Origin of the sequence: Nostocoides australiense Ben110 (assembly GCF_001050535.1) — a bacterium.
GTDB lineage: Bacteria > Actinomycetota > Actinomycetes > Actinomycetales > Dermatophilaceae > Nostocoides_A > Nostocoides_A australiense.
Map to the genome: position 1 here is coordinate 2,508,656 of NZ_HG764815.1, position 5,628 is coordinate 2,514,283.

The 5,628-nt window shown below is 70.6% G+C and carries 5 protein-coding genes; 2 read left to right on the top strand and 3 right to left on the bottom strand.

What is annotated here, in order from left to right; translation table 11 throughout:
• Positions 1-186: 186 nt before the first annotated feature.
• The 3 genes from BN11_RS12065 to hutU form a co-directional block, all read right to left on the bottom strand.
• A complete protein-coding gene (locus BN11_RS12065) occupies positions 187-1,503 on the bottom strand; it encodes a formimidoylglutamate deiminase (RefSeq protein WP_048698061.1) in 1,317 nt (438 codons plus the stop codon).
• Positions 1,500-2,705, bottom strand: a complete 1,206-nt coding sequence (locus tag BN11_RS12070; RefSeq protein ID WP_048698063.1) for an allantoate amidohydrolase — start codon at positions 2,703-2,705, stop codon at positions 1,500-1,502. Before BN11_RS12070 ends, BN11_RS12065 begins: the two co-directional genes overlap by 4 nt.
• 219 nt (positions 2,706-2,924) lie before the next feature.
• Positions 2,925-4,580, bottom strand: coding sequence for a urocanate hydratase (hutU, locus tag BN11_RS12075; RefSeq protein WP_048698064.1), 1,656 nt, complete (start codon positions 4,578-4,580; stop codon positions 2,925-2,927).
• A 181-nt stretch (positions 4,581-4,761) separates the two neighbouring features.
• Here hutU and BN11_RS12080 point away from each other — a divergent pair, with 181 nt between their 5' ends.
• Positions 4,762-5,169 (top strand): VOC family protein, encoded by a 408-nt coding sequence (locus BN11_RS12080; protein WP_048698068.1) that lies wholly within the window; start codon positions 4,762-4,764, stop codon positions 5,167-5,169.
• Positions 5,170-5,205: 36 nt separating this feature from the next.
• Complete coding sequence (locus tag BN11_RS12085) at positions 5,206-5,583, top strand: YdeI/OmpD-associated family protein (RefSeq protein ID WP_048698070.1); 378 nt, start codon at positions 5,206-5,208, stop codon at positions 5,581-5,583.
• Positions 5,584-5,628 lie beyond the last annotated feature (45 nt).

Sequence of the window (5,628 nt, forward strand, 5' to 3'; positions counted from 1 at the left end):
CAGTCGATCCGGCGGTCGGCGGGCGGTGCGTCGGCGGCGGCGCCGATCCAGGCGATGCGGTCGTCCTCGACCACGAGAGCCGCATTGGTGCGGATCCCGAGGGCGTCCTCGGGAGTGCTGCCCGGTCCAGCGCACGTGACGAGTTGGCCGATCCCGGTGACGAGCGCGCTCGTCATAGGGGCCTGCTCATGCTCCGCGCAGCTTCATCAGCGCCTTGCCGAGCAGCGCGCCCGGATCGCCTGCGCGATGGACGCCGCCACGGACGACGAACTCGCCACCGATCATGACGTCGGTGACGTCGCCGGCGGCGGCCGAGAACATGACCTGCGCGGCGCGGGATCCGACCGTGCGCACCGAATCACGGCGCACAGCAACGAGATCCGCGAGCGCACCGGGGGCGATGAGGCCGCCGTCGGGCCAGCCGATGCTCGCGTAACCGTGGTGGCTCATCGCGAGATTGAGTTCGTCGAGAGTGAAACGCCCGCGTTCGCCGCTGTGCAGGCGCTCGTGCATCTCCAGGCCGCGCACCTCGATGAACGGGTCGATCGAGACGTGCTGATCGGTGCCGATGCTCAGCCGGGCGCCCGCGTCGAGGAGGTCACGGGCAGGCCCGATGCCGTCGGCGAGGTCGCGCTCGGTCGTCGGGCACATGCAGATGAAGGCCCGGGCGCGGCCCATGCGCCGGATGTCGTCACGTGAGAGGTGGGTGGCGTGCACGGCGGTGAAGCGTTCGCTGAGGAGGCCGGAGTTGTCCAGCAGTTGCGTCGGCGTCTGGCCGTAGACCAGGGTGCACGCGGCGTTCTCGGCGGGCTGTTCGCTGACGTGGGCATGGATGACGCGGGGCCCCGCGACCGAGGCCAGCTGGAGCAGCGCCTCGCGGGGCACCGCGCGCACCGAGTGCGCGGCGACCCCGATCCGGCAGCCCGCGGTGTCACGAAGGTCGCCGAACCGGCGCGCCCACGTGGCAATGTCCTTGTCCGCGAAGCGTTCTTGGACAGGGTCGAGCGGCAGGTGCCCCTCGCCGCCGAGACCGCCCGCGAGATAGAGAGTGTCGAGCAGGGTGAGCCGGATGCCGGCAGCCTGCGCCGCCGCGATCACGGCCTCGCCCATCGCGTTCGGGTTTTCATAGGGACGCCCGCCGGCTCCATGGTGGAGGTAGTGGAACTCCCCCACGGCGGTGAACCCTGCCGTGACCATCTCGACGAAAACCCCATGTGCCAGAGCGAAATAGCTCTCCGGGGTCAAGGCAGACGCGGCGGCATACATGTGATCGCGCCACGTCCAGAAGTTGCCTGCCGCGTCCTGCACGCGGCCGCGTAGGGCGCGGTGAAAGGCGTGGGAGTGGCCGTTGGCGATGCCCGGCAGCACGAGCGGGAGGCTGATGTCGTCGGGTTGCGGCTCGCCGCGCCCGACCGCGCGAATGCGGTCGCCCTCGATGGTGATGCGGACCTTCGCCGCCATGCCGTCGGGCAGTTGCGCGTGACGCGCCCAGATGGTCGTCATCGTTCTCCCCCCGTCAGATCCGCCGCCACGGTGGCCAGTGCCTTCACCCCGGCGAGGCAGTCGGCCTCCTCGGCGAACTCAGCCGGCGAATGCGAGACGCCGGTCGGATTGCGCACGAAGAGCATTGCCGTCTCGATGCCGTATTGCGCAAGCACTCCGGCATCGTGGCCGGCCCCGGTGCCGAGGGCCGGTATGCCGCCCAGCACCTCCCGCATCCGGCTCACCAAGTCGGGGGTGAACTCGGTGACCGGGGTCCAGGATTCCTCGTGAACCGCGCCGCCGTGGGCCCGCGCCATCGCTGTCACGTCTTGTATGACGCCGCGGACGGCCTCCGGGTTGGCACCTCGCGCGTCCAACCAGCCGGTGGCGTGGCTGGCGATCGCGTTGACGCCGCCGGGTTCGATCGCGACCTTGCCGACGGTCGCCAGGCAGCCGCGCCGCTCGGCCGCCTCGCGAGTGCCCTGGATGACACCGGCCAGGCCGAGGACGGCATCGCGGCGATCCGCCAGCCGCGTCGTGCCCGCGTGGTTGGCCTCGCCGGGCACGTCGATCCGCCAGCGGCCGTGGGGCCAGATGTCGGTGCCCACAGCCACGGGCGCGTCGAGGTCGGCCAGGGCGCGGCCCTGCTCGACGTGCAGTTCGACATAGGTCCCGACGCGCCGCAGGGTCTCGGGGTCGGGGCCGATCGCGTCGGGGTCGCGGCCCGCGGCCCGCATGGCCTCGGCCATCGTGATGCCGTCGCCGTCGGTCAGGGAGCGGGCCCGGTCGGCGTCGAGCAGTCCGGTGATCACCCGGGAGCCGGCGAGGGCGATGCCGAAGCGGGCGCCCTCCTCGTCGACGAAGTTGGCGACGCCGATCGGGCGGTTCGGCCTATGCCCGGCACCCCGGAGCGCATCGACGGCGGCGAGCGCTGAGACGACGCCGAGCGGGCCGTCATACGCCCCGCCATCGGGCACCGAGTCGAGGTGACTGCCGAGCACCAGACCCGGCCCCGCTGTGTCGGGGTCGCCCCACCAGGCCCACTGGTTGCCCATACGGTCCTCGGTCAGCTCCAACCCGCGGGCGGTCGCCTCCTGGGCGAACCATTCCCGCAGCTGGTGGTCCTCGGGTGACCAGGCGAAACGTCGATATCCCCCGGTCTGCGCGTCCCGGCCGACGGGGCTGAGGGCAGCCCACATGGCCTGGAACGTCGACGGTGACATGCCTGCATGCAATCACGTCCCCGGCCGGTGTGCCAGCCAGGGCGTCCTGACCTTCGACCCGGTCACCTGACCAGGCCGGACGGCCCAGGCGAGTGCCTCGCCGAAGCGGCGCCAGGTTTCGTCGAAGCGGGGCCTGGTTTCGCGACTCGGGCCGCCTTATAGCCCGGCCCCCGTCGGCAAACCCGGCCCCGCTTCACCCGTGGGCGGTCGCCAGAGCCCTCACGCCTCCCGCATGGGGACCCGCACGCCCCGCTCGGCCGCGACCTCGTCGGCCCGCTCGTAGCCGGCGTCGACGTGGCGGATGACGCCCATGCCCGGGTCATTGGTCAGCACCCGGGCGAGCTTCTGCGCCGCAAGCGGGGTGCCGTCGGCGAGGCTGACCTGGCCGGCGTGGATGGAGCGCCCGATGCCGACGCCGCCGCCGTGGTGGATCGAGACCCACGTCGCCCCGGAACTCGTCGCCGTGAGAGCGTTGAGCAGCGGCCAGTCGGCGATGGCGTCGGAGCCGTCGGCCATCGCCTCGGTCTCGCGATAGGGACTGGCGACCGAGCCGCAGTCGAGGTGGTCGCGGCCGATGACGATGGGCGCGCTGACGGCGCCCGAGGCGACGAGGTCGTTGAAGGCCAGCCCGGCCTTGTCGCGCTCGCCATAGCCGAGCCAGCAGATCCGGGCCGGAAGTCCTTGCCACGCAATGCGTTCCTGCGCCCCGCGGATCCACTTGTGGAGCCGGTCGTTGTCGGGGAAGAGGTCGAGGACGGCCTTGTCGGTGGCGGCGATGTCCTGCGGGTCGCCGGAGAGTGCGGCCCACCGGAACGGGCCCTTGCCCTCGCAGAAGAGCGGCCGGATGTATGCCGGCACGAAGCCGGGGAAGGCGAAGGCCCGGTCATAGCCGCCGAGCCGAGCCTCATCGCGGATGCTGTTGCCGTAGTCGAAGGTCTCCGCGCCGCCGTCCAGGAAGCCGACCATCGCCTCGACGTGCCGGGCCATGGACTCGCGGGCCCGGTCGGTGAACTCCTCAGGCTTCTTCGTCGCGTATTCGTCCCACTGCTCGAGGTCGATGCCGATGGGTAGATAGGACAGCGGGTCGTGCGCGCTGGTCTGGTCGGTGACGATGTCGATGTCGACGCCACGGCGCAGCAGTTCGGGGAAGACTTCGGCGGCATTGCCGACCACGCCCACCGAGTGGCCGCGGCGTTCTGCCTTGGCGCGCAACGCTTTTTCGATAGCGTCGTCCAGATCGTCGGCTACCTCGTCGAGATAGCGATGCTCGACGCGCCGCTGCAGGCGATGGGGGTCGACGTCGACGATCAGGCAGGCGCCCTCGTTGAGCGTGACGGCCAGCGGCTGCGCCCCGCCCATCCCGCCACAGCCTCCGGTGAGGGTCAAGGTGCCGGCGAGCGTGCCGCCATACCGCTTCTCAGCGATCGCGGCGAAGGTCTCGTAGGTGCCCTGCACGATGCCCTGGGTTCCGATGTAGATCCACGAGCCGGCGGTCATCTGCCCGTACATGGTCAGGCCGAGGTGTTCCAGGCGGCGGAACTCGGGCCAGTTGGCCCAGTCCGGGACGAGGTTGGAGTTGGCGATGAGGACCCGCGGCGCCCACTCGTGGGTGCGGAAGACGCCGACGGGCCTGCCGGACTGGACGAGCATGGTCTCGTCGGGTCCGAGGGTGGTCAGGGTGCGCACCATGGCGTCGAAGCTCGCCCAGTCGCGCGCCGCGCGGCCGGTGCCGCCATAGACGACGAGGTCGTCGGGCCGCTCGGCCACCTCGGGGTCGAGGTTGTTCATGAGCATGCGCAGGGGGGCTTCGGTGCTCCACTGCCGCGCGGTCAGCTGCGTCCCCCGCGCCGCGCGAACTGGTCGTGCCCCGTCCATCCGGATCTCCTCATCGTCGAGTCGTATGCCGCTGGCATCCTCTCACCCCGCCCCCAGTCGGGTGACCACCGCGCACCCCCCGTCGAGTGAACACGTATCTCCCGTCGAGTGAACACGTAACGCACATCGAGTGGGAGGACACGGGCACTTTTCGTCCGCTACGCGGCATACCGTCGGCTCCATGACCAGCACGATCACGACGAAACTCGACCTCGTCATCCTCGACTGCCCCGACGCTCCGGCTCTGGCACGCTTCTACGCGCAGATCCTCGGCTGGCAGCCCGAGGGCGACCCGGACGCCGACTTCGTCGTCATTGCCCCGCCGGAAGGTGGCATCTCGACGGAAAATCCGAACGGGCGAACGTGTCTGGGGTTCCAACAGATCCCCGACTTTGTCGCCCCCACATGGCCCGGCGGCGCCCACCCGCAGCAGTTCCACCTCGACCTGTCGTGCTCGGGTCAGATCGAGGCCGTCGAACCTGCCGTCCTCGCGGCCGGCGCCACGGTCCACGAACACCAGCCGGCGGAGAACGGCAACTTCAAGGTCTTCCTCGATCCCGCCGGCCACCCCTTCTGCCTCATCCGCTGACCGGGCCCAACCAGCATCGAGAGGAGGTGACGACCCATGGCACAGAGGAGGACCCGGGCTATCGGCGACGCGGACTCGTCCGTGCCGCCCGATGGACTGATGGTCCAGTCGTTCGCGACGCGCCAGGAGTTGCGGTCGTGGCTGGAGCGCGAGCACAGCCGCTCCTCAGGAGTTTGGGTGCGCGTGGCGAAGGCCGGCAGCGGCATACCCAGCGTGACCTTCCACGACCTGCTCGAGGAGGGGCTCTGCTTCGGCTGGAGCGAATCGACGCGACGGGCGGGCGACGACACGTCATACCTGCAGCGCTTCACCCCACGACGCACTCGCGGAACGACCTCCGAGCGCAACCGCCGGCTCGTCGTGGAGCTGCGCACTCGCGGGCTGATGACGCCCGCAGGCGAAGCAGCGCTGTAGGCCGGCGCCGACCGCCGCCTAGCCTCGATCGTGCATGAGTGATCG